The 26,917-nt window shown below is 70.9% G+C and carries 33 protein-coding genes and 1 pseudogene; 27 read left to right on the plus strand and 7 right to left on the minus strand.

Annotated elements, in window-relative coordinates; all coding sequences use genetic code 11:
* Together sucB and CUD01_RS09300 are read left to right on the plus strand one after the other, a co-directional pair.
* The coding region (gene sucB, locus CUD01_RS09295; protein WP_141320512.1) for a 2-oxoglutarate dehydrogenase, E2 component, dihydrolipoamide succinyltransferase at nt 1-1,287 on the plus strand (1,287 nt) is incomplete at its 5' end.
* A 111-nt stretch (nt 1,288-1,398) separates the two neighbouring features.
* Entirely contained in the window at nt 1,399-2,289 is an 891-nt protein-coding gene (locus tag CUD01_RS09300; RefSeq protein ID WP_141320513.1) for a TIGR01777 family oxidoreductase, read from the plus strand.
* A gap of 3 nt (nt 2,290-2,292) precedes the next feature.
* Here the strand turns inward: CUD01_RS09300 and CUD01_RS09305 are convergent, their stop codons facing one another.
* The gene (locus tag CUD01_RS09305) at nt 2,293-3,666 is read right to left on the minus strand and encodes a protein kinase family protein (protein WP_141320515.1); all 1,374 of its coding nucleotides are present in this window, start codon (nt 3,664-3,666) and stop codon (nt 2,293-2,295) included.
* A gap of 80 nt (nt 3,667-3,746) precedes the next feature.
* Entirely contained in the window at nt 3,747-4,769 is a 1,023-nt protein-coding gene (locus CUD01_RS09310) for a Gfo/Idh/MocA family protein (protein WP_141320517.1), read from the minus strand.
* 42 nt (nt 4,770-4,811) lie between these two features.
* Between CUD01_RS09310 and lipB the strand changes: the two genes are divergently transcribed.
* On the plus strand, nt 4,812-5,507 hold the full coding sequence (gene lipB / locus CUD01_RS09315; RefSeq protein WP_094180257.1) for a lipoyl(octanoyl) transferase LipB: 696 nt from the start codon (nt 4,812-4,814) through the stop codon (nt 5,505-5,507).
* A gap of 31 nt (nt 5,508-5,538) precedes the next feature.
* Here the strand turns inward: lipB and CUD01_RS09320 are convergent, their stop codons facing one another.
* Nucleotides 5,539-6,030, minus strand: coding sequence for a flavodoxin domain-containing protein (locus CUD01_RS09320; protein WP_141320519.1), 492 nt, complete (start codon nt 6,028-6,030; stop codon nt 5,539-5,541).
* 152 nt (nt 6,031-6,182) lie between these two features.
* Here CUD01_RS09320 and lipA point away from each other — a divergent pair, with 152 nt between their 5' ends.
* Both lipA and CUD01_RS09330 read left to right on the plus strand, forming a co-directional pair.
* Nucleotides 6,183-7,184, plus strand: coding sequence for a lipoyl synthase (lipA, locus tag CUD01_RS09325; protein ID WP_094180259.1), 1,002 nt, complete (start codon nt 6,183-6,185; stop codon nt 7,182-7,184).
* Nucleotides 7,185-7,225: 41 nt separating this feature from the next.
* On the plus strand, nt 7,226-7,936 hold the full coding sequence (locus CUD01_RS09330) for a DUF4191 domain-containing protein (RefSeq protein ID WP_141320521.1): 711 nt from the start codon (nt 7,226-7,228) through the stop codon (nt 7,934-7,936).
* 83 nt (nt 7,937-8,019) lie between these two features.
* Here CUD01_RS09330 and CUD01_RS09335 read toward each other — a convergent pair whose 3' ends face one another.
* A complete protein-coding gene (locus CUD01_RS09335) occupies nt 8,020-8,508 on the minus strand; it encodes an RDD family protein (protein WP_141320523.1) in 489 nt (162 codons plus the stop codon).
* A gap of 213 nt (nt 8,509-8,721) precedes the next feature.
* On the opposite strand from CUD01_RS09335, the gene glnA reads away from it, so the two are divergent.
* On the plus strand, nt 8,722-10,146 hold the full coding sequence (gene glnA, locus CUD01_RS09340; RefSeq protein ID WP_141320525.1) for a type I glutamate--ammonia ligase: 1,425 nt from the start codon (nt 8,722-8,724) through the stop codon (nt 10,144-10,146).
* A gap of 46 nt (nt 10,147-10,192) precedes the next feature.
* On the opposite strand, the gene CUD01_RS09345 is transcribed toward glnA, so the two are convergent.
* From CUD01_RS09345 to CUD01_RS09350, 3 genes and pseudogenes are all read right to left on the minus strand, one after another.
* Nucleotides 10,193-11,020 (minus strand): site-specific integrase, encoded by an 828-nt coding sequence (locus tag CUD01_RS09345; RefSeq protein ID WP_481753023.1) that lies wholly within the window; start codon nt 11,018-11,020, stop codon nt 10,193-10,195.
* Between the two features lie 177 nt (nt 11,021-11,197).
* Nucleotides 11,198-11,269 (minus strand): annotated as a pseudogene (locus CUD01_RS17465) (hypothetical protein); the annotation flags it as partial.
* A complete protein-coding gene (locus tag CUD01_RS09350) occupies nt 11,244-11,684 on the minus strand; it encodes a helix-turn-helix domain-containing protein (RefSeq protein WP_141320530.1) in 441 nt (146 codons plus the stop codon). The pseudogene CUD01_RS17465 and the gene CUD01_RS09350, both read right to left, overlap by 26 nt.
* Before the next feature lie 115 nt (nt 11,685-11,799).
* Here CUD01_RS09350 and CUD01_RS16545 point away from each other — a divergent pair, with 115 nt between their 5' ends.
* The 21 genes from CUD01_RS16545 to CUD01_RS09455 all read left to right on the plus strand — a co-directional run bounded on the left by CUD01_RS16545 (nt 11,800) and on the right by CUD01_RS09455 (nt 26,907).
* Nucleotides 11,800-11,997: a helix-turn-helix transcriptional regulator gene (locus tag CUD01_RS16545; RefSeq protein WP_166771994.1), complete on the plus strand. Its 198-nt coding sequence runs from the start codon at nt 11,800-11,802 to the stop codon at nt 11,995-11,997.
* Nucleotides 11,998-12,083: 86 nt separating this feature from the next.
* Nucleotides 12,084-12,443: a DUF6907 domain-containing protein gene (locus CUD01_RS09360; RefSeq protein WP_141320534.1), complete on the plus strand. Its 360-nt coding sequence runs from the start codon at nt 12,084-12,086 to the stop codon at nt 12,441-12,443.
* A 205-nt stretch (nt 12,444-12,648) separates the two neighbouring features.
* The gene (locus CUD01_RS09365; RefSeq protein WP_141320536.1) at nt 12,649-12,924 is read left to right on the plus strand and encodes a hypothetical protein; all 276 of its coding nucleotides are present in this window, start codon (nt 12,649-12,651) and stop codon (nt 12,922-12,924) included.
* Between the two features lie 212 nt (nt 12,925-13,136).
* Nucleotides 13,137-13,841 (plus strand): helix-turn-helix domain-containing protein, encoded by a 705-nt coding sequence (locus CUD01_RS09370; RefSeq protein ID WP_141320538.1) that lies wholly within the window; start codon nt 13,137-13,139, stop codon nt 13,839-13,841.
* A 17-nt stretch (nt 13,842-13,858) separates the two neighbouring features.
* Nucleotides 13,859-14,182, plus strand: a complete 324-nt coding sequence (locus CUD01_RS09375; protein ID WP_141320540.1) for a hypothetical protein — start codon at nt 13,859-13,861, stop codon at nt 14,180-14,182.
* Nucleotides 14,183-14,581: 399 nt separating this feature from the next.
* The gene (locus CUD01_RS16550) at nt 14,582-15,415 is read left to right on the plus strand and encodes a hypothetical protein (RefSeq protein ID WP_166771993.1); all 834 of its coding nucleotides are present in this window, start codon (nt 14,582-14,584) and stop codon (nt 15,413-15,415) included.
* On the plus strand, nt 15,412-15,714 hold the full coding sequence (locus CUD01_RS17385; RefSeq protein ID WP_166771992.1) for an HNH endonuclease: 303 nt from the start codon (nt 15,412-15,414) through the stop codon (nt 15,712-15,714). Before CUD01_RS16550 ends, CUD01_RS17385 begins: the two co-directional genes overlap by 4 nt.
* A 173-nt stretch (nt 15,715-15,887) precedes the next feature.
* The gene (locus CUD01_RS09390) at nt 15,888-17,285 is read left to right on the plus strand and encodes a terminase large subunit domain-containing protein (RefSeq protein WP_141320546.1); all 1,398 of its coding nucleotides are present in this window, start codon (nt 15,888-15,890) and stop codon (nt 17,283-17,285) included.
* Nucleotides 17,286-17,399: 114 nt separating this feature from the next.
* Nucleotides 17,400-18,446: a phage portal protein gene (locus CUD01_RS09395; protein ID WP_141320548.1), complete on the plus strand. Its 1,047-nt coding sequence runs from the start codon at nt 17,400-17,402 to the stop codon at nt 18,444-18,446.
* 79 nt (nt 18,447-18,525) lie between these two features.
* Nucleotides 18,526-18,726, plus strand: a complete 201-nt coding sequence (locus tag CUD01_RS09400) for a hypothetical protein (protein ID WP_141320550.1) — start codon at nt 18,526-18,528, stop codon at nt 18,724-18,726.
* Nucleotides 18,727-18,730: 4 nt separating this feature from the next.
* Complete coding sequence (locus CUD01_RS09405) at nt 18,731-20,398, plus strand: hypothetical protein (RefSeq protein WP_141320552.1); 1,668 nt, start codon at nt 18,731-18,733, stop codon at nt 20,396-20,398.
* 60 nt (nt 20,399-20,458) lie between these two features.
* Nucleotides 20,459-20,770, plus strand: a complete 312-nt coding sequence (locus tag CUD01_RS09410; protein WP_141320554.1) for a head-tail connector protein — start codon at nt 20,459-20,461, stop codon at nt 20,768-20,770.
* Nucleotides 20,767-21,177: a hypothetical protein gene (locus CUD01_RS09415; protein ID WP_141320556.1), complete on the plus strand. Its 411-nt coding sequence runs from the start codon at nt 20,767-20,769 to the stop codon at nt 21,175-21,177. The genes CUD01_RS09410 and CUD01_RS09415 overlap by 4 nt, the downstream gene beginning before the upstream one ends.
* A gap of 2 nt (nt 21,178-21,179) precedes the next feature.
* Complete coding sequence (locus CUD01_RS09420) at nt 21,180-21,596, plus strand: hypothetical protein (protein WP_141320558.1); 417 nt, start codon at nt 21,180-21,182, stop codon at nt 21,594-21,596.
* A gap of 4 nt (nt 21,597-21,600) precedes the next feature.
* Nucleotides 21,601-22,005, plus strand: a complete 405-nt coding sequence (locus tag CUD01_RS09425; protein ID WP_141320560.1) for a hypothetical protein — start codon at nt 21,601-21,603, stop codon at nt 22,003-22,005.
* Nucleotides 22,002-22,502 carry a hypothetical protein gene (locus CUD01_RS09430; RefSeq protein WP_141320562.1) on the plus strand — a complete coding sequence of 167 codons (501 nt, stop codon included), beginning with the start codon at nt 22,002-22,004 and terminating at the stop codon, nt 22,500-22,502. Before CUD01_RS09425 ends, CUD01_RS09430 begins: the two co-directional genes overlap by 4 nt.
* A 1-nt stretch (nt 22,503) precedes the next feature.
* On the plus strand, nt 22,504-24,219 hold the full coding sequence (locus CUD01_RS09435; RefSeq protein ID WP_141320564.1) for a hypothetical protein: 1,716 nt from the start codon (nt 22,504-22,506) through the stop codon (nt 24,217-24,219).
* A complete protein-coding gene (locus CUD01_RS09440) occupies nt 24,216-24,620 on the plus strand; it encodes a hypothetical protein (protein ID WP_141320566.1) in 405 nt (134 codons plus the stop codon). The genes CUD01_RS09435 and CUD01_RS09440 overlap by 4 nt, the downstream gene beginning before the upstream one ends.
* Nucleotides 24,621-24,707: 87 nt before the next feature.
* Nucleotides 24,708-24,920 (plus strand): helix-turn-helix domain-containing protein, encoded by a 213-nt coding sequence (locus CUD01_RS17390; RefSeq protein WP_166771990.1) that lies wholly within the window; start codon nt 24,708-24,710, stop codon nt 24,918-24,920.
* A 293-nt stretch (nt 24,921-25,213) separates the two neighbouring features.
* Nucleotides 25,214-25,588: a hypothetical protein gene (locus CUD01_RS09450; protein ID WP_141320568.1), complete on the plus strand. Its 375-nt coding sequence runs from the start codon at nt 25,214-25,216 to the stop codon at nt 25,586-25,588.
* A 29-nt stretch (nt 25,589-25,617) separates the two neighbouring features.
* Nucleotides 25,618-26,907: a tyrosine-type recombinase/integrase gene (locus tag CUD01_RS09455; RefSeq protein ID WP_166771989.1), complete on the plus strand. Its 1,290-nt coding sequence runs from the start codon at nt 25,618-25,620 to the stop codon at nt 26,905-26,907.
* The last annotated feature ends 10 nt before the right edge of the window (nt 26,908-26,917 follow it).

Here is a 26,917-nt window from a genome sequence, read left to right on the forward strand (position 1 = left end):
GACGAGCCGCTGCTCGAGATCTCGACCGACAAGGTCGACACCGAGATCCCGTCGCCCGTGGCGGGCACGCTCGTCGAGATCCTCGTCCAGGAGGACGAGACGGTCGAGGTCGGTGCCGTGCTCGCTCGGGTCGGGTCCGGCGCCGCGGCCGCACCGGCCGAGGCCCCCGCCGCGCCCGCGCAGCCGGCCCCCGTGCCGGCCACGCCCGAGCCCGCGGCGCAGGCTCCGGCCGCCCCGGCACCCGCGGCCCCGGCACCCGCCGCCTCCGCTCCGGCTGCTCCGGCCCAGGCGCCGGCCGCTGCGGCGCCCGCCGCCCCGGCACCCGCCGCTGCGGCCGCACCCGCAGCCGCCGGCGGCTACCTCACCCCGCTCGTGCGCAAGCTGGCGGCGGACAAGGGCGTCGACGTCTCGACCCTGACGGGCACGGGCGTGGGCGGTCGGATCCGCAAGGAGGACGTCCTCGAGGCCGCGGCGAAGGCCGAGGCGGCGAAGGCGGCAGCGGCCGCTCCTGCGGCACCCGCCGCGCCCGCAGCGGCCCCGGCCGCGCCCAAGGTCCCTGCCGTCTCGCCCCTGCGCGGCACCACCGAGAAGGCCAGCCGCCTGCGTCAGATCATCGCCGAGCGCATGGTCGAGGCGCTGCACACGCAGGCCCAGCTCACGACGGTGGTCGAGGTCGACGTGACCAAGATCGCCCGTCTGCGGGCCGCCGCGAAGGAGGACTTCAAGGCGCGCGAGGGCACCAACCTCACGTTCCTGCCGTTCTTCGTGCTCGCCGCGATCGAGGGCCTCAAGGCGTTCCCGAAGATCAACGGGGTCCTCGAGGGCAACCAGATCACGTACCACGGCCAGGAGAACGTCGGCATCGCCGTCGACACCGAGCGCGGCCTCGTCGTGCCCGTCATCCGCGACGCGGGCGACCTCAACCTCGCGGGCCTGTCGCGCAAGATCGCGGACCTCGCGACCCGCACGCGCGGCAACAAGGTCTCGCCGGACGAGCTGTCGGGCGCGACGTTCACCGTCACGAACACCGGCTCGGGTGGCGCGATCATCGACACCCCGATCGTCCCGGTCGGGACGTCCGCGATCCTCGGCACGGGTGCGATCGTCAAGCGCCCGGCCGTGGTCAAGGGCCCGGAGGGCGAGGACGTCATCACGGTGCGCTCCATGTGCTACCTGTGCCTGTCCTACGACCACCGCCTGGTCGACGGAGCCGACGCGTCGCGCTACCTCGCTGCGGTCAAGGCCCGTCTCGAGGAGGGCGCGTTCGAGGCCGAGCTCGGTCTGTGACCCCGTCCGGAGGCCCGGTCCCTGCGAGGGGCCGGGCCTCCGGCGTACCCGGACGACCCCGGATGCCGAACGGGCGGGCGCAGGTGCCGCGCGCTGCCTAGGGTGGCGAGCATGGAGATCCTGGTCGCGGGCTCGCACGGCTTCATCGGCACCGCTCTGCTCGCGCGGCTGCGGGACGCCGGCCACGACGTCCGGGTGCTCGTGCGCCGGCCGGCGAGCGGCCCGGCCGAGGTGTCCTGGGACCCCGCGCGCGGTCGGCTCGATCCCGCCGCGCTCGCCGGGGTCGACGCCGTGGTCGACCTTGCCGGCACCAACCCCGGCACGCGGCCGCTCACGGCGGCCCGGAAGCGGGACGTCGTCGCGTCGCGGGTCGACACCGCCGGGCTGCTGGCGCGCACGATCGCCGGTCTCGACGGGCCTCGCCCGGCGCTCCTGCAGGCCTCCGGTATCGGCGCGTACGGCGACCGCGGGGAGACCGAGCTGGACGAGCGGGAGCCGCTCGGCACGACGTTCTTCGCCGAGGTGGTCCGGCAGTGGGAGGAGGCGACCGCGCCCGCGCGGGAGGCCGGCGCGCGGGTCGTGCTGCTGCGCACGGGCGTCGTGCTGGGCCGTGGCGGCGGCGCGCTGCGCCCGCTGTGGCCCGTGCTGCGCGCCGGGCTGGGCGGGCGCCTGGGGTCCGGACGCCAGTTCTGGCCGTGGATCACGCTGCACGACGAGGTCCGCGCGATCGAGCACCTGCTGACCGCGGACGTCGCGGGGCCGGTCAACCTCGTCACCCGCGCCGACCGCAACGCGGACGTGGTGGCCGCGCTCGCCGGGGCGCTCGGCCGACCCGCGGTCGTGCCGGTGCCGGCGTTCGCGCTGCGGCTCGCGCTGCGCGACTTCGCGTCCGAGGTGCTCGGCTCGGTGCGGGCGGTCCCGGCCGTCCTCGACGCAAGCGGGTTCGTCCCGGAGCACGCCGACCTCGAGACCGCGGCACGGTGGACCGCCGGGAGCGCCTGAGCCTCACTCCCCCGCGGCGACGTCCCAGACGCGCCACCCCTGCTCGGTCCACCGCAGGACCAGCACGACCGTGGACGTCGTGGCCGGTCCGCCGGGGCGGCGTGTCCCGTCCGGCGAGACGCGCTCGTACGCGCTGGTCGTGCTCGTGAGGCGCACCCGCGCCTCGTCGCCGGCTCCGTCGTCGAGGGCCTCGACGCGCGTGACCGTGACCTCGAGCCCCGCCACCCGGTCGTCACCGAGGCCGGCGAGCATCCGCACGTCGGCGTCGTGCGCGGGCGAGCCTGCGACCTCGACCTGCGCGAGCGCCGCCCGCTCGCCGGCTTCGAGCAGCGCGGCACGCCGCTGCGTGAGCGCCACCGCGGCGTCGTCGGGAGCGAGGCGCTGCGACACCGCCCCGACCGGCGTCCCCGTCGCCCGCGGCGCGGCTGACGAGGGCACCGAGGCCACGGCCGATCCGCCGTCCGTCGTCCCGCGCCACGGGGCGACCAGCACGGCGCAGGTCCCGACGGCGGCCAGCCCGAGGGCGAGCGCGCCGACGAGCAGGGGCCGCACCGCCCGGGCGCGCGAGGCGGGCCGCACGCGGTGCGCTCCGGTGCCGCCGCGGCCCGCCTCGCGCAGCGCGGCGATGCTGCGCGTGGCGGCGCGGGCCTCGTCGCCGCCCGGTACGCCCCGGCGGGGCACCTCGCGGTCCGGCGCGGGCGGCAGGCGCACCGCGCACGGTACGGCGACCCGGAAGCAGCGGTCGACGACCCGACCCGCGGCGGGCGCGTCCTCGCGCCACAGCTCCTCGAGCGCGCCGCGCAGCCCCTCGCCCGGTCCGGACGGTCCGTCGTCGGGTGCCAGGTACGTGAGCACCGCGGTCAGGAGCGCCCGCACGTCCTCGGCGGACTCGTCGTGCGCCCGTGGCACGTGGTGGAGCGCCGCGCCGAGCCCCGCGAGCACCGGCCGACCGTCGCGTCCGACGACGACGGCCCCCGCGCTCAGCGCCCCGTGCTGCACCCCGGCCTCGTGCAGCGCCTCGAGCGCCTGCGCGACGGGGATCGCGACGGTCGCCGCCTCGCCGGGCGAGAGCGCGTCACGCGCGGCGCACAGCCGGTCGAGCGGGATGCCGTCGACGTGCTCGGCGAACACGCCCAGCCGAGCGTCGTCGAGCGGGACGACCTCGAGCACGCGCGCCAGGTGCTCGTGCCGGACGGACTGCAACGCACGGGCGCGCGCACCCGTCGTCGCGTCCTGCGGGAGCACGTGCAGGTCGACCGTCCGGTCCGAGCCGTCGAGCGCGACCGCACGCCACGAGCCGTGCGCGTCGCGCGCCGCCGCGCGGAAGCCCGCCGCGGCGAGCGCCCGGTCCACCGCTGGGTCCACCCGTGCGTCCATGGACCGCATGCAACCCGATCTGGGCGGACGCCGTCGGGCGTCATCCACAGGGAGCCCCGTGAGGCCACCGTCAGCCGCCGTCAGACCACCGGGACCACCGTGCGGGTCTGCGCGGAGACGAGCGCGGCGTCGAGCACGCGGGCCGTCTCGACGGTGTCCGCGGGGTCGACGGGGGCGGGTGCGTCTCCCCGGACCCACGCCGCGAGAGCGGGGTAGATCTCGTGGTGCCCGCCGGTCGGGGCGGGCACGGCGGTGCGCTGCGCGCCCTGGACGAACCAGCCCTCGTGCACGGGCTCCCCCGGCCGCCGGCCCTCCTCGTACGCGTCGTCCAGGGCACCGAACGGCGTCGGCTCGCCCTCGAAGCTCGTCACGAGGTACGCGCCGGCCGAGCCGAGCACGCGCGTGCGCGGGCCGGGCGCACCGACCAGCCCGCCCGCCTGCAGGTGGCTGAGCACGCCGGACCGGTGACGCAGGGCGAGGAAGACGTCGTCGACCGCCGGCGTGCTGCGCGCCGCGAGCTCGGCGTAGACCTCGCGCACCGCCCCGAACAGCTGCACCGCGGAGTCCACGAGGTGCGTGCCGAGGTCGAGCAGCAACCCGCCGGCCTCGACGTCGTTCTCCTTCCAGCGGTCCTGCGGCTGCGGCCGGAACCTCTCCCAGCGCCGCTCGAACCGGTGCACGTCGCCGAGCTCCCCCCGCGCGAGCAGCCCGCGCAGCGCGAGCTGCTCGGGGTCCCACCGGCGGTTCTGGAACACCGTCAGCCGGTCCCCGCCGCGCGCGACGAGGTCCGCCGCGTCCCGCGCGGTCGTCGCGAGGGGCTTGTCGGCGAGCACGTGCACGCCCGCGTCGAGCGCCGCCCGGACGTGCGCGACGTGGTCGCCGGTCGGGCTCGCCACCACGACGAGGTCGACGTCGGACAGGTCCGCCAGCAGCGACCCGACGTCCGCCAGCACACGCGCGCCCGGCCAGTCCGCCTCGACCTGCGCCGCCCGGCTGCGCGTGACGACCGCCACGACCCGTTGCCCCGCGGCGCGCACGAGACGTGCGTGGATCCCGCGTCCCGCACCGCCGTACCCGACCAGAGCGACCCGTAGCGTCCCCATGCGCCTCACCCTAGGCGCGCGGGCAGCGCCTAGGGTGAGGGCATGCGGTTCGAGGAGCTCGACCTGGGCGACCGGCTCGTCCCCTACCTGCCGACGTGGGACCTGCAGCGCCAGGTGCACGCGGAGGTCGCCGACGGTGTGCGCGAGGACACCGTGCTGTTGTGCGAGCACGAGGACGTCTACACCGCCGGCCGACGCACGGCGCGCTGGGACCGGCCGGTCGACGGCACGCCGGTCGTCGACGTCGACCGGGGCGGTCGCATCACGTGGCACGGCCCGGGCCAGCTCGTCGGCTACCCGATCGTGCGGCTGCGCGAGCCGGTGGACGTCGTGCGGTACGTCCGCGCGCTCGAGGAGGCGCTCATCCGGACGTGCGCCGACCTGGGGCTGGCCGCCGTGCGCGTCGAGGGACGCAGCGGCGTGTGGTTCGAGGCGCGACCGGGGGGTCTGCAGCGCAAGGTCGCGCAGATCGGCGTGCGCGTCTCGCGCGGCGTGACGATGCACGGGTTCGCGCTGAACTGCGAGCCGGACCTGCACGCGTTCGACCGCATCGTGCCGTGCGGGATCCCCGACGCCGACGTGACGTCGCTGAGCGTCGAGTGCGGCCGGCGGGTGTCGATCGCCGACGTCCTCGCCCCGGTGCAGCGCCACCTGCGGGACGCGCTCGCGGGCGTGGTGGCAGCGGGCACGCCCGACGACGAGCCCGCGCTCACGGCACCGGGACCGTCGCCGGCCTGAGGGCGCCCACCGCCAGGACCGACCCCGGGCGTCAGGCCGCGGTCTGCAGCTCCGCAGCCACGCCCACGGCCCACGCGCGCACCGCGTCGAGGTCGCGGTAGTCGCCGTCCTGCGCCCGCACGAGCGCGACGAGCGCCCGCTCCGACAACGACAGCGACGCCTTGTCGAGCGCGCCGACGAAGCAGCGTGCCTCGCGCGCACCGGTCGCCTCGACCATCGCCTGCACGTCGTCGGGCTCGCTCGTCGCCGGGTTCGCGCCCACGGGACCCGACCAGAAGAGCCACACCGGACGCAGCCGCAGGTGCGCGCCCTGACGCACCACGAGGTCGCGCAGCGAGGCCGAGAGCCGGCCGACGTAGACCGCCGAGCCCAGCACGACCGCGTCGTACGGCATGACCCGGTCGACGTCGTCGGGCTCGACGACGTCCACGACGTGCCCCGCCTCGCGGAGCACCTCGGCGACCACGTCGCCCATCTCCTTGGTCGCGCCGTGCCGGGACGCGACCGTCACCAGGACTCGCATGTGGGTCTCCCTCCCTCGGGGCCTCCTTGCCGCCACGTCCAGCCTCTCCGGCGCGCGGCGCGAGGGCACGGGACCTGGGTCCCGACGAGTGTGACGCCCGCCTCCCGGGGCGCGCGGGTGCAGGTGCGGCCGCGGCGGCTAGTGTGGCTCGCGTGACGATCGCACCCGAAGGGCGCCGGATGCTGCGCGTCGAGGCCCGCAACGCCGCCACGCCCATCGAGAAGAAGCCCGAGTGGATCCGCACGCGCGCGACCATGGGCCCGGAGTACTCCGAGCTCAAGGGCCTCGTGCGGCGCGAGGGCCTGCACACGGTGTGCGAGGAGGCGGGCTGTCCCAACATCTTCGAGTGCTGGGAGGACCGCGAGGCCACGTTCCTCATCGGCGGCGACCAGTGCACGCGGCGCTGTGACTTCTGCCAGATCGACACGGGCAAGCCCGCGGACTTCGACGCCGACGAGCCGCGACGCGTCGCGGAGTCCGTGCAGGCGATGGGGCTGAAGTACTCGACCGTCACGGGCGTCGCCCGCGACGACCTGCCCGACGGCGGTGCGTGGCTGTACGCCGAGACCGTCCGGCAGATCCACGCGCTCAACCCCGGCACGGGCGTCGAGCTGCTCATCCCGGACTTCAACGCGATCCCCGAGCTGCTCGACGAGGTGAACGACTCGCGCCCCGAGGTGCTCGCGCACAACCTCGAGACCGTGCCGCGGATCTTCAAGCAGATCCGTCCCGCGTTCCGCTACGAGCGCTCGCTGTCCGTGATCACGCGGGCGCGCGAGGCCGGGCTCGTCACCAAGTCCAACCTCATCCTCGGCATGGGCGAGACGTACGACGAGGTCGTCGACGCGCTCGGCGCGCTGCACGAGGCCGGCTGCGACCTCATCACGATCACGCAGTACCTGCGCCCGTCGGTGCGGCACCACCCCGTGGAGCGCTGGGTCCGGCCCGAGGAGTTCGTCGCGCTGTCCCAGGTCGCGGAGGACCTCGGCTTCCTGGGCGTGATGTCGGGTCCGCTGGTGCGCTCGTCGTACCGCGCCGGGCGGCTGTGGGGACAGGCGATGCGCCGCCGCGGGCTGCCCATCCCCGAGGCCCTCGCGCACCTCGGCGAGCCGACGACGGCCCGCCAGGAGGCGTCCAGCCTGCTCGCCCGCTGACGCGCGCGGGACGGGTCCCGCGGCTCGGTAGACTCGCGACCATGGCCCGAGACAAGTCCGCCTCCTCGAACGCGCCCAAGACCAAGAAGTTGCGCTGGTACCACCAGCTGTGGGAGGCGTACAAGATGACGCGGGAGACCGATCCCGCCGTCACCTGGGTCGTCGTCGGGGCGTTCGTCGTCGTCGTCGGGATCGGCGTGATCGTCGGCGTCCTGCTCGACGCGGTCATCTACTTCGTGCTGATGTCGCTGCCGTTCGCGCTGCTCGTCGCGATGTTCCTGCTCGCGCGCCGCGCCGAGGCCGCCGCGTACTCCCGCATCGAGGGACAGCCGGGTGCCGCGCTCGCGGCGCTGCGCACGCTGCGCCGCGGCTGGACGTTCGTCGAGGAGCCCGTCGCGATCGACCCCCGCTCGCAGGACATGGTGTTCCGCGGTGTCGGCCGGCCGGGCGTCGTGCTCGTCGGCGAGGGCACGGGCAACGTCGCGCGTCTGCTCGAGTCGGAGCGCAAGCGCACGACCCGCGTGCTGCCCACCGTCCCCGTCACGGTCATCGTCGCCGGCCGCGGCGAGGGCCAGGTGCCGCTGCGCAAGCTGCCCGCCGCGGTGCGCAAGCTCAAGCCGCGCCTCACCAAGCCCGAGGTCGCCGAGGTCACCAAGCGCCTGCAGGCGCTCGGCGGTGCCCGCCTGCCCGTCCCGAAGGGCATCGACCCCATGCGCATGCGCCCGGACCGCAAAGGGATGCGCGGCCGCTGACGTCCCGCGCCGTGCTCGCACCCACGACGAAGGGCCCCGTCCTGCGGCGGGGCCCTTCGTCGTACGGTCGTGGTGCCGCCGGCTCAGCGGCGGACGATCGCGGTGCCCGCGGAGCGGTCGTGCAGCCCGCGACCGTCGGAGTCCCACACGACCGCGGGGATCACGAGGCACAGCAGCACGGTGCGCACCGCCGCACGGCCGAGACCGGGCGCGCGGCCGTCGTCGGGCAGCGGGCCGTCGGGGGTCGCGCCCGCGCGGCGCACGCGCAGCCCGAGCACCCGGTGCCCCACCGTGAACCCGAGCGTGCCGACGAGGAGCAGGCTCTCGACGGCGAACACCGCGAGCGTCACCATCGGGTCCGCACGCTCCAAGAACGGCCCCTCGGACGACGAGAAGAACGCCGACGCGAGGAGCAGCGACAGGGTCCAGTCGAGCACCAGGGCGAGCGCGCGGCGGCCGAGCGGCGCGGCCGACCCCGGTCCGCTCGGCGCCAGTCCGAGCCCGGCGCCATGGTCGCCCTCGCCCGACGGCCCGCCCTCGAGCCACGACCCCACGTTCTGCCTCGTCGTCACCGCCTCAGCCTACGTGCGCGGGTGCGTCCGCCCCGTCCGCGCACGTGGGGCCGAGCTGCGGGCGCAAGGCGGGTCAAGCCGGCCGATTCGCACGATCGTTACACGAGGGCGGTCCCCGTAACCTCGCGGTAACAAAGGACACACACCCGAGAAATCCCCCCGGCCTAGTTTCGGCACAGCCCGATGGGGGCACCACCAACCGAGGAGCAGCGGATGTTCAGCAAGCCAGAGGAAGTCCTGGCGTTCATCAAGAGCGAGGACGTCAAGTTCGTCGACGTGCGGTTCTGCGACCTGCCCGGCGTCATGCAGCACTTCAACGTCCCGGCCCAGTCGCTGGACGCGGACTTCTTCACCGACGGCCAGATGTTCGACGGCTCCTCGATCCGTGGCTTCCAGGCGATCCACGAGTCGGACATGAAGCTCGTGCCCGACGTCTCGACGGCCTACGTCGACCCGTTCCGTGCCGAGAAGACGCTGAACATCAACTTCCACATCGTCGACCCGTACACCGACGAGCCCTACAGCCGCGACCCGCGCCAGGTCGCCGCGAAGGCCGAGGCGTACCTGAAGTCGACCGGCATCGCGGACACGGCGTTCTTCGCCCCCGAGGCCGAGTTCTACATCTTCGACGACATCCGCTTCGAGACGAAGCAGAACGCGTCGTACTACTACATCGACTCCATCGAGGCCGCCTGGAACACGGGCCGCGTCGAGGAGGGTGGCAACCTCGGCCACAAGACGCCCTACAAGGGTGGCTACTTCCCGGTCCCCCCGGTCGACCACTTCGCGGACCTGCGCGACCAGATCTCGCTGCAGCTCGACGAGCTCGGCCTGCAGGTCGAGCGCGCCCACCACGAGGTCGGCACCGCCGGCCAGGCGGAGATCAACTACCGCTTCGACACGCTCGCCAAGTCCGCGGACAAGGTGCAGCTGTTCAAGTACGTCGTGAAGAACGTCGCGCACGCCAACGGCCGCACCGCGACGTTCATGCCGAAGCCCCTGTTCGGCGACAACGGCTCGGGCATGCACGTGCACCAGTCGCTGTGGAAGGACGGCGAGCCGCTGTTCTTCGACGAGAAGGGCTACGGCGGCCTGTCCGACCTCGCGCGCTGGTACATCGGCGGTCTGCTCAAGCACGCCCCCGCGCTGCTCGCGTTCACGAACCCGACGGTGAACTCCTACCACCGCCTGGTCCCCGGCTTCGAGGCCCCGGTCAACCTGGTCTACTCGGCCCGCAACCGCTCCGCGTGCATCCGCATCCCGGTCACCGGCTCGAACCCGAAGGCCAAGCGCATCGAGTTCCGCGTGCCGGACCCGTCGTCGAACCCGTACCTCGCGTTCGCGGCCATGCTCATGGCCGGCCTCGACGGCATCCAGAACCGCATCGAGCCGCCGGAGCCGGTCGACAAGGACCTGTACGAGCTGCCCCCCGAGGAGCACGCCCTCATCCAGCAGGTCCCGGGCTCGCTGTCCGAGGTGCTCGACAACCTCGAGGCGGACCACGACTGGCTCACGGCCGGCAACGTGTTCACGCCGGACCTGATCCAGACGTGGATCGACTACAAGCGCTCGGCAGAGGTCGACCCGATCCGGCTGCGTCCGCACCCGCACGAGTTCGAGCTCTACTACGACGTCTGATCGGCCCCGACGGCCTGACCTGCACTGACGCTGCCCGAGCGGGGGCCTAGTCCGCAGACAGTCCGCAAGACGTCGCCTGGACCGAGGCCACGCGCTCCGTGATCGCTGCTCCGATCGCCGAGCGCGTGGCCTCTTCCGTGCCCGGGAACAGGTGCGAGTACGTGTCGAGCGTCGTCTTCGCGGACGCGTGGCGGAGTCGCTCCTGCACGACCTTCACCGAGAGGCCCGCCTCGATCAGGAGGCTGGCGTAGTGGTGACGCAGGTCGTGGAACCGGAACCCATCCGGCAGTCCCACCGCCTCACGCACCGCCCGGACCGCGCGGTCGATCTGCCAAGGGGGAACCTGCTCCCCCGTGGGCTGCTCGACCATCCACGTGCGTTCGTTCGCGCCGTCCGCGAGTAAGAGCGAGAGCTCGTGCGGGATCGGCACCGGCGTTCGCGACGTCTCGGTCTTGAGCGGCTCTGCCGGCCACTGCACCGCGGGCGACACGACGCCGCGCATGAGGTCGACGTCGGTGACCCGCAGGCCGCAGGTCTCGGCCGTGCGCAGGCCGACGAACGCGCCGAGGAGGACTGCGTCGCGCAGGTGCTCCGGCATCGAGTCGTGCAGGGCCCAGACCTGCTCTCCCGTCGCCACGTACGGGCGCTGACGACCCGCCCCCGGTGACGTCCGGCGCGAGCACGGGTTCCGCGGCAGCACACCGTCGTGCACCGCGTCCGCAAGGATCTGCGAGAGCCGCCCATGCAGCGCGTAGACGTAGGAGTCCGCCGCCCCGTCGGCCTTGAGCTTCGCGGTCCAGGCCTTCACGTGCGAGGGGCGTACGGCCTGCAGCGGCATCGCCCCGAACGCATCGACGATCTTCGCTACGTGCACCCTCGCCTGTCGCACGGTCGACGGGCGCCGGGTCGCATAGCCCTCGAGCCATGTCGCGCACCACTGTTCCACGGTCGTCTTCGCGGTCTTCGGGTCCACGTACGTGCCCGTGACGACGCTCGCCGTGACCTCGTCTAGCCACCGCTGGGCGTCTGTCTTGCGGGCGAAGTGCCTCGCGTGTTCTTTGCCCGCGGCGTCGCGATAGCGGGCGCGCCAGGCGCCGTCAGGGCGCTTCTTGATGCTGGCCATCGCCGCCGCCGATTTCCAGGCGCAGTGCGTCGATCTTCGCGTCTATCTCTGCTAGCGCACTCAACATCGCAAGTCGCTCGCGCTCGAGTTCGTCGCTGCGCCCGGCAAAGAAGGAGCGCTCCTCGACAAGGTCCCGAAGCCTCTCTTCCAGCGCCGGGCGATCCGTGAGATCGGCCTTCGCCAGGAGACCCACCACCGGCACGCCAAATACTTGGCTCAAGGCGTACAGGTCCTCTAGCGGCGTGGGTCGCTGGGCTCGCTCGAGTTTGGCGAGGGTTGTCTGGTGCATCGGGAACCCGAGGCGTGTCAGCGCGTCCGCCAGGTCGGACTGCGACCACCCGCGGGCGCGCCGAAGATCGCGAACACGCTCGCCCACTTCCCGAGCGAACCGATGAGAGCCGTCGCTATGCGCCATGAGTCACAACGTAGCCTCACCCGAGACGCTTGACAAGGAAGATTCGTCGCGTTACGTTCAGCCTCACCTGAGGCGCTTGGATACGCCAAGCGCCCCGCGCAAGATGGGGAGAGAGATGACACGGAAGTTGCTCACGCTCGACGAGGCGAGCGAGCGCACGGGCATCAGTAAGGCGCAGTACCGGTGGATGCGGCAGCAGAACCGCGGGCCGAAGTTCGGCCTCGTCGCGGGTCGGCTCCGCATCTTCGAGGACGACCTGAACCGCTGGATCGAGCAGGAGCTCGCAGCCACCGCAACCGGCGGCGCGGCGTGACAACCGCGACCGCCGCTACAGAGAAGTCCTCGCACCGGTTGCAGCCGGCCGAGGACGTGGTCAGCACCCCCACGAAGGAGTTCGACATGCAGAGCATCGCACAGGGCACCGACACGGTCCACCACGAGAAGTGGTGCAAGGTCGAGCACTGCGACGTCCTTGATGGTGACGTCATCCACCACAGCCCCGCGTCGGAGCTGAACTACCAGCAGGCGTTCGGTGAAATGAGCCTGACCGGGTACGCGATCAGCGACGGGACGATGCCGTCGCACAAGGACGCCCGGATCACCCTCGCACTGGAGCACCGGGAGTGCGAGGAGTCGATCAGCGTGGACCTGTCGCCCGTCGATGCGTTGTGCCTCGCGTCCGAGCTCGTCGCCCACGCGGTAGCGCTGATGCCTGGTGGCTTCCTGAGCGTCGAGTCCGGGACGCGGTGGGTGGCCTGATGGACGTCCCGAACAGCGACCCGGGCCGCCCGCCGACACTGCGCCCGACCTTCACCGCACCGCCTCGTGCAGCGGCAACCCTCCGGGTACACGCCGCGCCCGCTGGTGTGCACATCGCGATCGACGGCCGCACGTACGAACTGACCGGAGACCAGGCGCGGTGGTGTGCTCGCGAGTTGGAGCGCGCCGCCGAGGGGCTGGCGTCGTGAGGACTCTCCCGGAGCCTGACGCGTGGCAGGACGCGGTACTGGACCGGATCATCGAGCACCTCGCCGCGACGGGAGCAGCGTTCACCGCCGACGACGCCTGGGACCCGATGTACGGGCTCGACCCGGGCCAGGTGCGCCCGGGTGAGCTCGGGGCAGCGTTCCAGCGGGCTCACAACCGCGGTGCGATCCGCCACGTCGGGTACGCGCTGTCCCGCAGGCGCGCCCGTCACGGAGGTCTCCTGAGGACGTGGCAGGGCGCCGTGGCGGCCTGATGCACCGTGGGAGGGCTCCTTGGTGACAGGGGCCCTCCTACGGTGGTGCTACCCCGGTGACGGGGGCCGAGGACACCGGCGTTACTGGTGGAGCCGACCGCAGGCGTTGAGTGCGGGCCGGGTGGCGGCGTTACCGCTGAGCCTCGATGGAGTCACCGCAATCGAGGCCAGACCCATACCCACACCCCGACCTGACCCGAAAGGCCAAGCCCATGGCCTCCAACGTCCGCTCCACCATCGCCAAGTTCGGCCGCATCAGCAAGGAACTGCTCCGCGACCCAGCGCTCTCGAGCCACGCGAAGGTCGTCTTCGCCATGCTCGACGAGGTCTCCGGCTACGAGCCGGTGAGCTGGACGACTCTCGCCGGGTGGATGGGTGTCTCTCGCGACACCGCCCGCCGCGCGGCCTACGAGCTTCGCGACGCAGGCTGGCTCGAGATCCACGAGAACCCAGGGCCCCGGGGGCAAGCCGAGAACTCGTTCACCGTGCATGGCGCACCTGTGCGCACCCCCGGGGCACCGGTGCCCACCCCCCCGGTGCATGGGTGCACACCCCCCCAGGGAGCGGGTGCCCCACAAGTAAGGAACGAGACCAACGAGACCAACGAGACCGAGAGAGAGCGCTCACTCCGGCGCAGTCGTCTCCCTGAGCAGTGGGAGCCAACGCCCGAGCACCGCGCAAGGGCAGCCTCGACCGGCCTTGACGTGGCCGTCGAGGCAACGAAGTTCCGCCTGCATGCCGAGGCGCAAGCAAGGACCGCCGCGAACTGGAACAGCGCCTTCACGACCTGGCTCATTCGCGGTGCCGAGTTCGCTGCAGACCGGCCGGTACGCCCGTCATCGTTCGCTCGGAAGCTGAGCGTCGAACGATCGGCGACGCTCGACCGCGTCCGCGCCATCACGGGGGCGCAAGCGTGAACCGGGACGAGGTTCTCGTGATCCTGATGCTCCTCGAGGGCGCCGGCTTCGTGCCCCGCGCCGTGGACGACGAGGCGCGGGAGGCGCAGATCATGAGCTGGACCGTCGGCCTCGAGGGGATGCACCCCGATGCTGCACTGGAGTGCACGCGCTTCCTGATCAGGACCACCTCCGGGAAGGTCTACAAGTTGGCGCCGGGCGATGTCCGGAGGGCGCTGTTCGACGTCCAGGTCGAAGCTATGGGCGGGCCCTTCGGCGAGAAGGACCTGCCTCAGCACCTCGCGATCGGGACCGTCTGGGGTGGCCCTGACGGTCGGACCGGGATCGGCACCGAAGCGTGACACCCTCACTGCGACGATGCCCGTGCTTCACAGAAGGTGCTCCGGGGTACGGGACGTGGTGGCCGGAACACCCACCAGCCTCGCTGGGTGACCATCCCGACTCGCTCCGGGATGTGCGTGGTTGGTGTGAAGTCCCGACCGGGGCGGTGCCTTTCGAGAAGGGGGGCACCGCCCCGGCTCGCGTCTGACAGGCCCTCGCTGACCATGACGCCATGCACGCCGCAGCAGTCCCACCCCACGACCGCGAGGGCGAGTGCGGGCCGTCCGAGCGATCCCGCGCACGTGCCCGCCGGCGGTGGATCAACCTCCACACCGACCGCACACCCGAACCGTCACCCGATGACGAGATCGAGGCGCTGCTCCTAGAGCTCGACCGCCGCGTGCAGGGGTGGATCTGACGTGGCAGAGCACAACTGGCGAGAACTTCTCGACGACCCCGAGGTCAGATCGATCATCTCCCGGATCGCCCGGACCACCCCACCGACGGGCGACTCGTACCTAGACGACGACCGCGAGTCGTACCTCTGGGACAAGGCCGTCAGCCTCGCGATCAAGCACGAGGACCGGGCGGACTCGCTTGACCACCGGAGGCTCTGGTACGGACACCTCAACGCCCGTCTCCGCCACGCGGTACATCAGCAGCGCTCGGATGTCTACGGCAGGAAAGACGTAGCGCACGCCCCATGGGAAGCTGTGCGCCGCCACGCCGAGTCCAGCCGAGTATCCCTCGAGGCGCTCACGGAGGACTACGAAGACGCGTGGATCCCCCTCTACGCAGACACGCTGATCGACGACGGGTACACGCGAGAGCGCTGGCCTGACGCCCCCGGCCACCACGTCCCGTACCCCGGAGACCCACTGACGTTTCTCCTGCGCAAAGAGCGCCTCGAAGAGGCCCTCGCGCACTCGCCCTCCCACACTCGAGATACACGGCTATGCGCCGACACGAGCTGCAACCAGATCGCGAACCCAAGATGCCGCGGCTTCTGCTCCAAGCACTACGAGCACTGGCGTTCGCGATGGGGTACGGGGGCCACGTGCACCCACGACGGCTGCGACCGCCCCGTCAAGGCACGCGACCTCTGCCTAACGCACTACCAGGCCCTGCGCCGCAACAACCCTGACGCGCCCCGATGCAGCGACCCCGGCTGCGACCGCTCCGCCTTCACTCAAGGCATGTGCGCCAGGCACTACAACGCAGCGCACCGGGCCCGCGTCGCCGCCCGAGCATGACCCGCACGTGGTCCGGCTCGAAGTCCCGCAACGCCCGCCGCACCATCCGCGCACGCGGACGATTCCAACACTGCTGGCGCTGCGGACGAGACCTCGACCTCGACGAAGACACCTGGCACGCCGGCCACCTCACCGACCGCATGGACGGGGGCACCGACAACCCCCACAACCTCGCCGCCGAATGCCCGCCCTGCAACACCCGAGCAGGCGGCCTCCGAGGATCCGCCATCACGAACGCACGGCACGAGGCACCGAATTGGCCCACCTCACGGGAACAGAAGATCCGCCCCCGCTGGTGACTGCTCCGGCCGTGGCACCCGGTCCGCATCTTTGAGAGGGCAGGACAACCCACGCTCTGCTGACCCCTCCGCTTGTGCGTGTAGGTGACAGATGCGGGGCTGGTGTCAGAAAGAGGTGACGCGTGGCGCGGCCGACGTACGCGAGCAAGGTCCCGAAGGACACGGACATCTCGGTGGCGAACCGGGGCGCGGCGATGCTGGGGCTGCCGCTGTTTGATCAGGGCGTTCGGGTTGCGCGGCTTCTTGAGGCGCGGCGTGGTGGTGGGGCTCGGTTCGACACGTGCGTGATCGAGATGCCGCGGCGGTCGACGAAGACGACGTCGGTGTGGGCGGTGATCGTTGGCCGTGCGGTGACGAGGGACGGTTACCGGTGCGTGGTGACGGCGCAGTCGGGGAACGTGGCGTCTCGGATCCTGCTCGAGCATGCGCAGCTGCTGGTGGCGACGGGGCATGCCCGGTACTCGCAGGAGCGGTCGGACGACCCGTCGCTCGCGGTGGTGTACCGCAACGGTGGGCGGGAGCGGATCGACTTCCCGAACGGGTCGCGGATCTGGGTCGTGCCTCCTGAGCCGGGGGCGGTGCGGTCGGCTGCGGCGGACGACATCCTCGTCGACGAGGCGGGGGAGCACGAGGGCGACAAGGGGCAGGATTTCCTCGACGCCGTGCGTCCGCTGATGGACACCCGTGGACCGCTGGCGCAGCTGATCGTGTCGGGTACGCCGGGCCGGTCGCGGACTGGCATGTTCTGGTCGCTGCTCGAGCAGGGGCGTGCGGGCGCAGACCCCGATCTGGGGATCCTGGACTACTGCATCCGAGATGACGAGGACCCGGAGGACCGGAGGGTGTGGCGCCGAGTGCATCCCGGCCCGTCGTCGAGGAAGCCGGATGGCACGGTGCTGACTCCGATGCGGACGCTGGAGAAGCGGCGTGCCGCGATGGACCTGGTGTCGTTCGCCCGCGAGTACCTGTGTCTGTGGCCGACGGATGCGTCGACGGGCGCCCTTGATGTTGACGCGTGGCGAGCTGGCGGGCAGGACGACTTCCTGGCGCGGCCGAGGCGGTCGGTGATCGCGTTCGACGCGCCGAAGGATCAGACGTGCTGCGCGGTCGTCGAGGTGTGGCGTGACGACGACGGCAAGGCGTGCTTCGAGGTGCTGGCGTTCAAGCCGGGGGTGTCGTGGGCGGCGAAGTTCGCCCACCAGGCGGCACGCGCCCTGAAGGTGCCTGTCGTGTTCGACGAGATCGGCGGGAACGTGACGATCGCCGCGGAGATTCGGCGGCAGCGTCCGGGCGTCACCGTCGCGCCGCTGCGGTGGCTGCATGTCGGTGGAGCGGCGCAGCTGTTCGCGACGGAGATCCGCGAGGGCCGGGTGCGTCACGCCAACCAGCCGGACTTGAATGCGGCGATCGAGTCGGTCGGGTGGCGGCCCGCGGGGCGTGATGGTCGTGCGTTCGGGCGACGCCCGGGCATGAGCGAGATCTCGCCAGCGGTCGCGGCGTCGATCGGGCTGTGGCACTTCGACCAGACGCCTGCTCCGCAGCCGGTGCAGATCCGCACCGCGGGCGTCTGATGGTCGTCATCTTCGGCGACGGCGGGCCGTGGATCACTGGCCCCGAACCGGGTGTACCCGTCCCGCTCGACGACGTTCTGCTGTGTGTGGCAGGGGACCCCGCATCCTTCGGGCGTGGGGTTGTGGTCGAGGCTGAAGCTCGCCGCCGGTGTTGGGCGCACCGGCGGTGAGCTCGCCTACCCCAACGTCGGGCTGCAGATGCCGTGGACCGACAACACCCACCTGTCGCGGATCGTTCTGAGCGACCTGTTCGGTGACGTCGAGACGGACGCGATCACGCGGCTCGAGGCGATGCGGGTGCCGTCGATCGCGAAGGGCCGTGCCCTGATCTGCGGGACGCTGTCGCGTCAGCCGATGGCGAAGTTCCGCGGCGCGGAGCAGGTCGACGCGGACGCGTGGCTGTACCGGACTGACACCGGAGTGTCCCCGCAGTCGCGGATGCTCTGGACGCTGGACGACCTGATCTTCAACGGGATGTGCCTGTGGACCGTGGAACGCGACGCGGACGGGCGGATCACGGACGCGTTGCGCGTGCCCCCGCAGTGGTGGTCGCTCGACAAGGACCTGAACATCCTCGTGGACGGGGTCAAGGCACGCGCCGACGAGGTGATCTTCTTCGAGGGCCCGCAGGACGGGTTGCTCGAGATCGGCCGGGACATGATCCGCGCGGCGCGGAACACGACCCGGGCGTACTCGCAGCGCGTCGAGACGCCGGTCCCGGCGGTAGAGCTGCACATGACGGACCCGAACGCTGACCTGAACGCCCCTGAGATCGACCAGGCGCTGTCCCAGTGGGAGGCGGTCCGTCGCCGTGGCGGCACCGCGGTCACCCCGGCGAGCGTCGAGGTGAAGGTCCACGGTGACAAGGCCACGGACATGTTCGTCGAGGGCCGCAACGCCGAGCGTCTCGACGCCGCGAACTTCCTCGCCTTGCCAGGGGCGCTACTCGACGGTTCCACGGCCACTGCGTCGCTGACGTACTCGACGCAGGAGGGCCGACGGAACGAACTCGTCGACTACAGCCTCTCGTTCTGGGCGACGCCGATCGAGGCGCGCCTGTCGATGGACGACGTGTGCGAATCGGGCACGCGGATCGCGTTCGACCTCGCGTACCTGTCCACCCCGAACCAGCCCGCCCAGGGCCCCGCATCGAAGGACTAGTGACATGCGCTTCAGACGCCGAGCGGCTACCTCCGCGATCCCAGACGGCTTCTTTCGGCCGGTGCGGACGCTCACGGGTGTGCCGCTCTTCGACAACGCCGCAGACCCGCCGGAGTACATGGACCCGGTCGACCAGATCTGCAGCCTGCTCGGCGTTCATTCGGATGCGGTCTCGAGCATTCACATCACGCCCGACGAGATCACGGTGTCAGGGCTCGCCCGCTCCACCGCGCACGAGCTCGTCGAGGTGACCTACACCTACAACCGGTACTGGGAGTGACCTGATGACGAACGTGACGATCGAGGCCGGGACGCTGACGGCCAACCGTGAAGACCGTGTCGTCTCCGGACTCCTGCTCCCGTACGGCGAGGTCGGAAGGACGAACCTCGGTCGCTTCTCCGTGGACCGGGGAGTGTTCGAGGTCCCATCGGACCCGCTGGTCCTGACCGCGAACCTGGCGCACAAGCGCGAGGACCCCGTCGGACGCGTGCTCACGACGAACGACACCGAGGCAGGTCTGTTCGCGTCGTTCAAGATCGCCGCGACGCCCGAGGGCGACCAGCTCCTCAACGACATCGACGACGGCAAGACGAAGGCGCTGTCCGTGGAGGCGACCGGTGTCGTGATCCGTGATGGCAAGGCCATCAAGGGCCGCGTGTTCGGTGCGGCGTTCGTGGACCGCGGCGCGTTCCCGTCCGCGACCCTGCTTGCCGAGGACGCAGGCGACGACGCCGAGCCCACCGGCGACGCGCTCCCTCCCGAGATCCCGGCCGACTCTGACTCCGAGTCGGTGACGCGGGAGGTGATCACGGTCGATGGCGTGCAGTACCAGCGCGTCACGACCAGCACCTACACGACCGAGACGACTCCCGTCTCGGATGAGCCGGCCGACGAGCCGGAGAAGACGGAGGCCCCCGTGCCTGAGAACCTCAACGCGCAGGCACCTGCGGGTGGCTTCGCGGCTCGACGCAAGACTGCCCCGGCGATCACGCCGGGCCACCTGTTCGCCGCTCTGGCGATGTACCACCGCAACGGTGACCGGACGGGTCTTGACCAGATCCGCGAGGCGGGCCGGGCGGACACCCTGTTCGCTGCGCTCGAGGACATCACGTTCTCTGGCGAGGGTTCGCTCGGTGACAAGATCATCGTCCCGGACTGGGTCGGCCAGTTCTGGTCCGGCGTGCAGCATCAGCGGGTCGTCGTCCCGCAGCTCGGATCGAAGGACCTCACGGCCTTCCACGTCAAGGGCTGGAACTGGACCGCGAAGCCGCGCATGGAGCGGTGGGGCGGCAACAAGACGGCCGTCCCGTCGAACGAGGTCGACGCGGAGCCGGAGACGTTCTCTGCCCAGCCGTTCGCCGGCGCGCACGACATCGCCCGCGAGATGAAGGACTTCCCGAACCCCGAGTTCTGGGAGGCGTACTTCACGGCCATGCGCGAGTCCTACGCCATCGAGTCCGACGCGTACGCGCTCGAGAAGCTGGTCGAGGCCGCGACGCCCGTCACGACCGGCCTCGCGCCGATCGGGTACGACGGCCCGGACGTGCTGATCAAGCTCGTCGACGCTGCCCTCGCGGTCAACCGCAAGGGCGTCCCGACGTTCGCGTTCCTGTCCGAGTCGGACTGGCGCGAGTACGCGCTCACCCCGAAGGACCACACGCTCGAGCTGCTCACGCAGTCGCTGTCGTCCCTCTCGGAGGGCGCGGTGGGCGGGTTCAAGGTGCTGCCCACGCCGTACGACCAGGACGAGAACCCGGTCCTGCAGGACGGTCAGGTCCTCGTCGGGACGCGTGCGGCGGCGACGTTCCGCGAACTGCCCGGTTCCCCGATCCGTGTCGAGGGCCTGGACATCGCGAAGGGCGGGATCGACCCCGCCCTGCACGGCTACGGCCTGGTGCAGATCGACGAGCCCGGCGGTCTCGCGCTGGTCGATGGGTCCATCCAGTCCTGATCTGAGGGGGAGGTGAGCAGGATGGCTGAGCCTCGAGGTTGGCTGACTGCCGAAGAGTGGGTGGCCGAGTACTGGCCGAACGCCCCGTTCGAGTTCTCGGACGAGGCGGACCAGGCGCACCTGGCGAACCTGCTCACCTCCGCCCGGATCCAGTGCGAGGCGTTCGCGCCAGCCGTGGCTGACGGTGAAGACGTACCGGAGAACTACCTGCTGGCGCAGGCGATGCAGGCCCGCGCCCTTTACCGGGCGACGATCGCCGGGACCGGGGACGAGCTCATCGGAGCGGACGGGATGACCGTGACCGTCTACCCACTCGATCGGGCCGTGAAGAGCCTGCTCCGCCCGCGCAACCCCGTGCCGGTGTTCGGATGAGCGCCCCAGAGAACCCGAGGCTCGGGCTGATCGCGCTCTTCGAGGACGAGCTGCCGCGGAGTGCGGGCAAGCCGAAGTACCGGGTCGGTGGGTCGAACGTGTTCGGTCAGCCGATCTCGGTGCCCACGGTCGCTGTGTGGCAGGACTCCGTACAGCGGGTGACCAGGCTGAAGATGACCGCTCTGACGTTCCAGCTGAAGGTCGCCGTCCTGGTGGGCGTCGAGGACCAGGACAAGGCAGACGCCGTCCTGGATGAGGCGCTGCTGGACGTGCTGGCGGTCCTTGAGCCGGCGACCTGGATTCAGTGGGACAGCGCTCAGCGCACGAAGTACGACGACACCGCTGGCCACGCGTACGAGCTCACGGTGACCGCCGTGGGAACGATCGACTCCGAAAGTAGGTGCTGAAGATGACGAAGATCAACGTCGTTCAGCCGTACTCCCTCGTCAACGCCATCTTCACGATCGGTGACAACGAGTACTCCGACCACATCTCGCAGGTCGTGTTCAACCCGTCCACATCGACGAAGCCGTGGACGTCGATCAGCGGCTACCCGCTGTCGGCGGTCTCACCGGCGACGTGGACGTGCACGATCGGCTTCGTGCAGGACGTCGCTCCCGACGGCCTGCTGCGCTTCATGCTCGACCACGAGGGCGAAGCGTTCGACTGCACCTTCCTCCCGCTCGAGGATGGTCCGACGATCGCCGCGACCCTGACGATGTCGCCCGCCGCGATCGGCGGGTCCGCGGACGGCTCGTACGTCGAGGGCACCGCGACCCTCGGGGTCCAGGGCAAGCCGCAGTTCATCGACCCGGTCGCGAGCTGATCCCGTGGCGGCCGTTCAGCCGGTCGCCCCGATCTTCCTGACCGCCGCCACACTGGTCATCGGGGACGACGACTTCGTGGCGGCGGTCGACCGTGCTTCGTTCACGCCTGAGCCGGTGTGGGACTGGCTCGAACCCGGGTTGAACTCGGACGCGTACCGGCCGGTGTTCAAGGGCGTCCGATGGACATGCTCGATCGGCTACGTCCAGGACCTCACCGCGGGGTCGCTGACGCGTTACCTCCTCGACCACGCCGGCGAGTTCGTCGACGCCGTGTTCACCCCGATCGAGGGCGGCCCCGAGGTCACGGCCCGGGTCCTCGCGACCCCGGGTCAGGTCGGCGGCGACGCCGAGGAGTGGTCGACGGCTGAGGCTCTGCTCCCCGTCGATGGGGCGGTGACGGTCGCGTGATCGAGGTTCGAGGCTCACGCCAGCTTCGTGCCGCAGTCCTCGCGATGAAGGCAGCCGACCGGACGCTGCGGTCTGACATCAACAAGGCGACCCGGGCGATCTTCAACCCGGTGTGGCGAGCCGCTGTCGCTGAAGGAGCGCAGTCCCGGATGGACTCGCGTGTCCTCGTGCAGGGTGCCCGGATCAGCGCCGGGAACCCACCTGTTGCTGTGGCCGCTACGTCACGCCGTCGGCTCCGAGGAGGGCTGGTCCCCGCTCAGTCGTGGCATGCGGTCGAGTTCGGCGCGGACCGCCGTGTGAAGCGCACCTACGAACGGATCTCTCCGAGCGGTCGACCGCACGAGGTCACCCGTCGCACGCGGGCGCAGTTGCCGGCCCGGACGAAGGGCGGGCGGGTCGTGTACGCGGCGTTCGCACGGGTGGCTCCGCGGGTGGTGTCGATGTGGGTCCAGTTGATCGTCAGGAAGTACTCCGAGGCCGCAGAGAAGGGCAGCTGACGTGGCTGGCATCAATCTGTCGTTCGTCGCGAACGTGCGTGAGTTCCTCCGCGGGACTAAGGACGTGGAGACGTCCCTCGAGGGTGTCGCTGACGCTCTCGATGACGTCGCCAAGGAGGGCGCGGACGCGCCCGAGAAGATCGAGAAGAGCTTCACGGAGTCGTTCCGGAAGATCCGTTCGGACGCCGACACGGCTGGCCGATCCGTCGGCCCGGAGATCGAGAAGGGGTCGAAGCGCGCTGCCGAGGGTCTCGATGAGATCAAGGACTCCGCCAGGCAGAACGCGATCGAGACGGCCGCGAGCTTCGACGGTACGCGTGACTCGATCGCGGATGGCTTCCAGGGCCTCGGCGCGGAGATGTTCGCTGGCTTCGGGCCCGCCGGTGTCGCGGCTGGCGTGGCCGCCGCGGCCGGGCTGGGCATCCTCCGATCCCACATGGAGCAAGCTCGGGAAGAGGCCCAGGAGACAGCTGAGCAGATCGCGGAGATCGCAGGTGAGCTCATCGACCTGGGAGACCTCAAGCTCGACGACGGCAACGTCATCGACAACCTCCGCGAGGCGGCGTCGACCGCAGAGGACGGCAAGATCGCGCTGCAGACGTGGGCGGACGCAGCCCGGGAGGCCGGCGTCTCGTTCAGCGACTACGCCCGCGGCATGGCCGGGGACTCCGAAGCCCTCCAGCGCTCTTACGACGCTGTGACCGGGAAGCTCAAGGCGTACCAGGACGGCCTGCTGAACGGTGGAGTCGACGCGTACAAGTCGGCTGCCAGCCCGATGACGGAGTACATCCGGGCGAATGAGGAGCAGGTCGCTGCGCTGAAGCGAGCGAAGGACGCTCTGGAGGACAGGGACTTCACGCTCGACCGCGGCTCGCAGATCGCGCAGATGTACACCGACGTCACGGCTGGGCTCGCTGACTCGAACGTCGAGGCAGCGCGAGCCGCTGAGGATGCTGCTCGGGCTCAGGAGGCGTTCCGGGAGTCGGTCAAGGACGCCGTCGATCCGATCAGCGCGTACTCGCGGCTGCTGGACGAGAAGAAGTCGGCCGAGCGCGAGGCGGCTGAGGCAACGGCCGCGGCGACGAAGGACTCCAAGGACTCCTGGGAGGACTACGCCAAGGACGTCAACCTCACGATCGACGAGCTCATCACGGACCTCGACGAGCAGGCCGAGCGCACGAAGGCGTTCAAGGACAACCTCGCGAAGATCGCCGCCGCGGGCGGCAGTGCGCTCGCGGAAGAGCTGCAGACCAAGGGCCCTGAAGTCGCCGGCGCGATCGCGGATCTGATCGCGAACGCCGACCCCGCCAAGCAGGCCGAGTACCTCAAGAAGTACGGCGCGACCATCGGGGAGACGATGAGCTCCGCTGTCACGACCGCGCTCTCCGGGACGGACGTGGTCGCCGCGCTGCAGGACGCTGCGAACAAGGCGTCTAGCACAGGTGTCGAGGTCAAGGTCCGCCCGGTGGCTGAGGGTGGGATCACCTCACCGTCCGCACCCGACCAGGCGCAGGCGACGGTCCCCAAGACGGTCCAGATGACCCCGCCCGCGCAGCCGATGACCGTCGTCCTGTCAGCGGAGGATCGTGCCCTCCTGCGGGCCATCGGTGACGCGACTGTCGCCGTCACGGTGCCGGTCACGATCGACAGCACGCGGGTCGCTACGGCCATGCGGAACGCCCGCGCCGCGGCGAACACCTCGGGCAGGCGTTCGTGACCGCCAGCGTCCAGTTCTCCCACCCGAGCGCCCCGGTGACGATCGGCTCCACCCCGTGGGAACTGGTGGCTCTGACGCTGCCAGCCCGGACGTGGCGCCGCCGCGTGGTGGAGGGCGGCTACCAGCACGGCCGGGCGCTGATCGGGGCCGTGCTGGAGACCGGGAAGCTGACGGTGACCGCCCGCCTCTCCGGCACCACGTGGACGCAGGTCGACGCTCGCCTCAACACCCTCACGGGTGCAACGTCGCAGCGGACGTACACCGCCACGGTGACGATCGGCGGTGTTGCTCGGGTCTTCGAGTGCGAGCCGGCAGACGTGTACGCGGAGGACGTGGACCGTTCCAAGGTTGCCGCCTACGTCCAGGATGTCACTCTCGAGGTACCCGTGCAGGTGGGCTAGCACCGGCCGCTCCGGGCAGGCGATGCATCGATTCAGCGACTACCTCCCTGGCGACCGGGTCTGCCGCGGTCGGTAGCGTGCGGCGGCGTGAGCAAAGAGGTCCTGAACGTCCGTGAGACTGCCGAGCTGCTCGGGCTCACTCCCGAGGGTGTTCGCGAGCTAGCGCGCCGCGGAGAGATACCCGCGATGAGATTCGGCAGTGGCCGGAGGTCGCCATACAGGTTTCGGCGCTCGTCGCTTGAGGCTTGGATGGAGGGCAAGGAGGTCGCGCGCCGCTTGCATGCGGTTCGGGACCTCTAGTCCGCAGGAAGTCCGCAACAGGCCCCTCGCGGCCCGTCACGTCACATCGAGACGCAACGCCTTGACCTGCGGAAACACCCGTCAGCCGTCGCCTGCCGTTACCCACCGCCACACGGGTCCGTGTCCGAGCTCTACTACGACGTGTGATCGTCCCGCCTCACGGCTGCTCCCGTGAGGCGGTGACCTGCAGGAACGGCAGCCCAGCCACCTTCGCGGTGGCTGGGCTGCCACTGTCTTGCCACAACTCTGTGGTTCCGCATGCGCGCTGGGCGCGGCCTCGCACCGTCCACCGCATGAACAAGCGCACCACTCCCCTGCCCCCACCGTCCTTCGGCGACCCGATCTGGACGATCGAGCACATCGCCCTTGCCGTCCGGCAGTCTGTCCGTTCGGCTCGCGCGCTCGCCGCCACTGACGGGTTCCCGTCGCCGTTTCGGCTCGGCGCCGCGTCCAACGGACGCAAGTACTGGATGCCTGCCCAGGTTCTGTCGTTCCTCAGCGCGCTCACCGGCACTGCCGACACTCCGGCCCTCGCCGGACCGGCGACGCTCCGCGAGCCGACGGTCGATCCCGCGGCGCCGTCGACCGCCCAGACCGATGCCGAAGCGCTTCTCGCATCGCTTCCGACCACGCGCCCGTCTGTGGCACACCGATTGGCACACCGATGAGCCGGGCGTCGGGACACGTTCTCGGGCGAGTGACGATCCTCAAGCCCGCAGCGAGCAAGCCCTACTACCGGCTCATCTACACCGACCGCGACGGACGCAGGAAGTACCCGAACGCCGGCCTCGACGCGGCGACGGCCCTGGCGAAGGCCGAGCGCCTGAATCTCGACCTGGCCCGCGCAGCGGGCGAGAACGATCAGGAGGATCTGGCGACGATGGTTGCGCGGTACGTCTCCACGCCGGGTGGCCGCAAGCGTGACAAGTCCGGTCAGCTACTCGACGAGGACTGGACGCCGAACCACTGGACGAAGGTGCGGCAAGGGCTCAACCGTGCGATCAGCGGCCTGTCGGACGACCAGCGACGGATGCCAATCTCGGCCTTGGACGGTCGAACGATCGACCTCATGCGCTCAGCGTGCGGCACCCGTGGGATGGTCCGAGAGACGACACGGCACGTGCGCGGGTTCCCGCGCTGGGCGTACGAGGCGCGTGCGATCACACGTGAGCGGCTGGAGTTCCTGCCCATGAACGCGCCGGTGCTCGACCCACGATTCCCGCAGCCCAGTCGCAGACCAAGACGACACCGGAACGTGCGAGTTCAGGGGCGTGCGGACATCTACGTCGGCGAGGAAGACTGCCCGACGCCCTCGAAGGTCGTTGCTCTGGCGAAGCAGATGCAGATGCGCGTGGGCTGGGGCGCACTCGCCGTCTACCTCGCGGTGGCGACGGGCTTGCGAATCGGCGAACTCATTCAGCTCACGGCCGATGACGTCGTCCGCGTCGCGCGCGGCTGGCAGATCGCTGTCGACTGGCAGCGGGACAACAACAGCGGGAGCAAGTCGAGGCGTGCACTCCCCAAGCACGGCAAGCGCCGCGCTGTTCCCGTCGGGATCCTGCCGGACTACGGATTCGACCTACGGGACGAACTGCTGGCGCGGGTCGAGGTCGCGCGCCAGGAACAACTCGCTGGACGCAACCCCGATGCGCTCCTGTTCCCCGCCGCGCGCGGCGGGATGTGGTGGTCGAGCAACCTGAACGACCTCATCGTCAGCGCGCAGAAGGACGCCGGTTGGGAGTACGTGGTGGTCGATGAGGTTCGGAACCTGAACAACGGCACACGCGCGATGGTCAAGGTCACCCCGATGGTGCACACCCGGCACTCGCTGCGTCACCGGTTCGCCCGCGACATGATCGACACGGCGGCGATGCCGCCTGGCCGGCTCCTCCAGGTGGGCGGATGGGAGAGCCTCTCGGTCGCCGAGACGCGCACGGGCGCGGAGCATCTCGATGCCGCGTTCGAGACGATGAACGCCTTGGCGTAGTCAGCCGCCC

Source organism: Cellulomonas uda (genome assembly GCF_006538705.1).
Lineage (GTDB): Bacteria > Actinomycetota > Actinomycetes > Actinomycetales > Cellulomonadaceae > Cellulomonas > Cellulomonas uda.

Excerpts from the sequence above, each read along its gene's own strand:
- CUD01_RS09300 (WP_141320513.1), top strand. The coding sequence starts at position 1,399 with ATGGAGATCCTGGTCGCGGGCTCGCACGGCTTCATCGGCACCGCTCTG.
- CUD01_RS09305 (WP_141320515.1), bottom strand. The coding sequence starts at position 3,666 with ATGGACGCACGGGTGGACCCAGCGGTGGACCGGGCGCTCGCCGCGGCG.
- CUD01_RS09310 (WP_141320517.1), bottom strand. The coding sequence starts at position 4,769 with ATGGGGACGCTACGGGTCGCTCTGGTCGGGTACGGCGGTGCGGGACGC.
- lipB (WP_094180257.1), top strand. The coding sequence starts at position 4,812 with ATGCGGTTCGAGGAGCTCGACCTGGGCGACCGGCTCGTCCCCTACCTG.
- CUD01_RS09320 (WP_141320519.1), bottom strand. The coding sequence starts at position 6,030 with ATGCGAGTCCTGGTGACGGTCGCGTCCCGGCACGGCGCGACCAAGGAG.
- CUD01_RS09330 (WP_141320521.1), top strand. The coding sequence starts at position 7,226 with ATGGCCCGAGACAAGTCCGCCTCCTCGAACGCGCCCAAGACCAAGAAG.
- glnA (WP_141320525.1), top strand. The coding sequence starts at position 8,722 with ATGTTCAGCAAGCCAGAGGAAGTCCTGGCGTTCATCAAGAGCGAGGAC.
- CUD01_RS09350 (WP_141320530.1), bottom strand. The coding sequence starts at position 11,684 with ATGGCGCATAGCGACGGCTCTCATCGGTTCGCTCGGGAAGTGGGCGAG.
- CUD01_RS16545 (WP_166771994.1), top strand. The coding sequence starts at position 11,800 with ATGACACGGAAGTTGCTCACGCTCGACGAGGCGAGCGAGCGCACGGGC.
- CUD01_RS09360 (WP_141320534.1), top strand. The coding sequence starts at position 12,084 with ATGCAGAGCATCGCACAGGGCACCGACACGGTCCACCACGAGAAGTGG.
- CUD01_RS09370 (WP_141320538.1), top strand. The coding sequence starts at position 13,137 with ATGGCCTCCAACGTCCGCTCCACCATCGCCAAGTTCGGCCGCATCAGC.
- CUD01_RS17385 (WP_166771992.1), top strand. The coding sequence starts at position 15,412 with ATGACCCGCACGTGGTCCGGCTCGAAGTCCCGCAACGCCCGCCGCACC.
- CUD01_RS09405 (WP_141320552.1), top strand. The coding sequence starts at position 18,731 with ATGACGAACGTGACGATCGAGGCCGGGACGCTGACGGCCAACCGTGAA.
- CUD01_RS09415 (WP_141320556.1), top strand. The coding sequence starts at position 20,767 with ATGAGCGCCCCAGAGAACCCGAGGCTCGGGCTGATCGCGCTCTTCGAG.
- CUD01_RS09420 (WP_141320558.1), top strand. The coding sequence starts at position 21,180 with ATGACGAAGATCAACGTCGTTCAGCCGTACTCCCTCGTCAACGCCATC.
- CUD01_RS09450 (WP_141320568.1), top strand. The coding sequence starts at position 25,214 with ATGAACAAGCGCACCACTCCCCTGCCCCCACCGTCCTTCGGCGACCCG.